The organism is Rhizobacter sp., assembly GCF_031412495.1.
GTDB lineage: Bacteria > Pseudomonadota > Gammaproteobacteria > Burkholderiales > Burkholderiaceae_C > Schlegelella_A.
The window spans coordinates 1-1,902 of record NZ_JANODC010000490.1 but is presented as its reverse complement, the minus strand read 5'-3'; the positions used below and the strand labels follow the sequence as shown (position 1 = coordinate 1,902).

1 protein-coding gene and 1 pseudogene are annotated in these 1,902 nt (G+C 71.7%); both read right to left on the bottom strand.

All coding sequences use genetic code 11. From position 1 onward, the window contains the following. The coding region (locus AC30N0_RS18390; protein ID WP_489519334.1) for an ABC-F family ATP-binding cassette domain-containing protein at window positions 1-1,524 on the bottom strand (1,524 nt) is incomplete at its 3' end. A 41-nt stretch (window positions 1,525-1,565) separates the two neighbouring features. Then, window positions 1,566-1,902: pseudogene (locus AC30N0_RS18385) on the bottom strand (50S ribosomal protein L3 N(5)-glutamine methyltransferase); the annotation flags it as partial.

Below are 1,902 nucleotides of genomic sequence, written 5' to 3'. Positions count from 1 at the left end.
CCAGAACTCGTCGCAGACCTCGCGCAGCAGGGCCCGGTCGTGGCTGACCAGCATGACCGTGCCTTCGAACTCGTTCAGGGCCATGCTGAGCGCCTCGCGCGTCGTCAGGTCGAGGTGGTTGGTCGGCTCGTCGAGGAGGAGCAGGTTCGGCCGCTGCCAGACGAGCATCGCCAGCACCAGGCGCGCCTTCTCGCCGCCCGAGAGCGTGCCGACCGGCTGCGCCGCCATCTCGCCGGTGAAGCGGAAGGAGCCGAGGAAGTCGCGCAGCTCCTGCTCGCGGGCCGGCGGGCCGACGTCGCGGGCGAGGCGGACCATGTGCATCAGCGGCCCGTCCGCGGGCGAGAGGACGTCGAGCTCCTGCTGTGCGAAGTAGCCGATCGTCAGGCCCTTGCCGGCAACGATCTCGCCCGCAAGCGGCGGCAGGTCGCCGGCGATCGTCTTGACGAAGGTCGACTTGCCCTGGCCGTTGGCGCCGAGGATGCCGATGCGCTGGCCGGCGAGCACCGAGCGGTCGATGCCGCCGACGATGCGCCGCGCCGCGCCGCCGCCTTGCGCTGCGTAGCCGCAGGCGACGTTCGAGAAGGCGAGCATCGGGTTGGGCAGGCTCTGCGGCTCGCGGAACTCGAACTGGAAGTCGGCGCTGGTCAGCACCGGCGCCAGCCGCTCCATCCGCGCCAGCGCCTTGACCCGGCTCTGCGCCTGCTTGGCCTTGCTGGCCTTGGCCTTGAAACGGTCGATGAACTTCTGCAGGTGCGCCATGCGCTCCTTCTGCTTCTCGAAGCTGGCCTGCGCCTGCGCCATGCGGATGGCGCGCATCTCCTCGAACGCGGTGTAGTTGCCCGTGTAGCGGACCAGCCTGGCCGCGTCGAGATGGACGGTGACCCGCGTCACCGCGTCGAGGAACTCGCGGTCGTGGCTGATGACGATCATCGTCCCGGCGTAGCGCTGCAGCCAGGCCTCGAGCCAGACCAGCGCGTCGAGGTCGAGGTGGTTGGTCGGCTCGTCGAGCAGCATCAGGTCGGCGGGACACATCAGGGCGCGGGCGAGCTGCAGCCGCATCCGCCAGCCCCCGGAGAAGCTCGACACCGGCGCATCGAGCTCCGCGCTCTTGAAGCCGAGGCCGAGCAGCATCGCCTGGGCGCGCGGTCGCGCATCGAAGCCGCCCGCTTCGCTGATGGCCTCGTGGGCGTGGCCCATGGCGTCGCCGTCGCCGCTCGCCTCGGCGCGCAGCAGCGCCGCCTCGGCTTCGGCGAGGAGGGTGTCGCCGGTGAGCACGAAGGCGGTCGCGCTCTCGGCCGACTCGGGCATTTCCTGCGCCACCTCGGCGATGCGCCAGCGCGGCGGCAGGGACAGGTCGCCGGCGTCGGCGTGCAGCCGGCCGGTCAGGAGCGAGAACAGCGACGACTTGCCGGCGCCGTTGCGGCCGACAAGGCCGACCTTCTCGCCGGGCTGGATGGTCAGGCTGGTGCGGTCGAGGACGAGCTTGACGCCGCGACGAAGGGAAAGCTGGGTCAGGACGAGCATGCGCGATTTTCGCCGTTCGCCGGCGCGAGCGCCTGCGCGCGCTAAGAGGGCAGGGCCGAACGCTCGATGAGAACGACGCGGTCGGGGCCGCCGCTCGTCTCCAGCCAGGCGCACTCGAGGCGCCGGAACGCCTGCTCGAAGTGGCTTCGCTCGTGGCCGATCTCGAGGACCAGCACGGCCTCGTCGCTCATGCGGGCGGCGGCCTCGGCGACGATGCGCCGGACGAGGTCCATGCCGTCGGCGCCGCCGGCCAGCGCCAGGCGCGGCTCGGCGCGGTATTCCGGCGGCAGCGCCGCCATGCTCGCGTCGTTGACGTAGGGCGGGTTGCAGAGGATCAGGTCGTACGGCCCGGGCAGCCCGGCGAAGAGGTCCGACTCG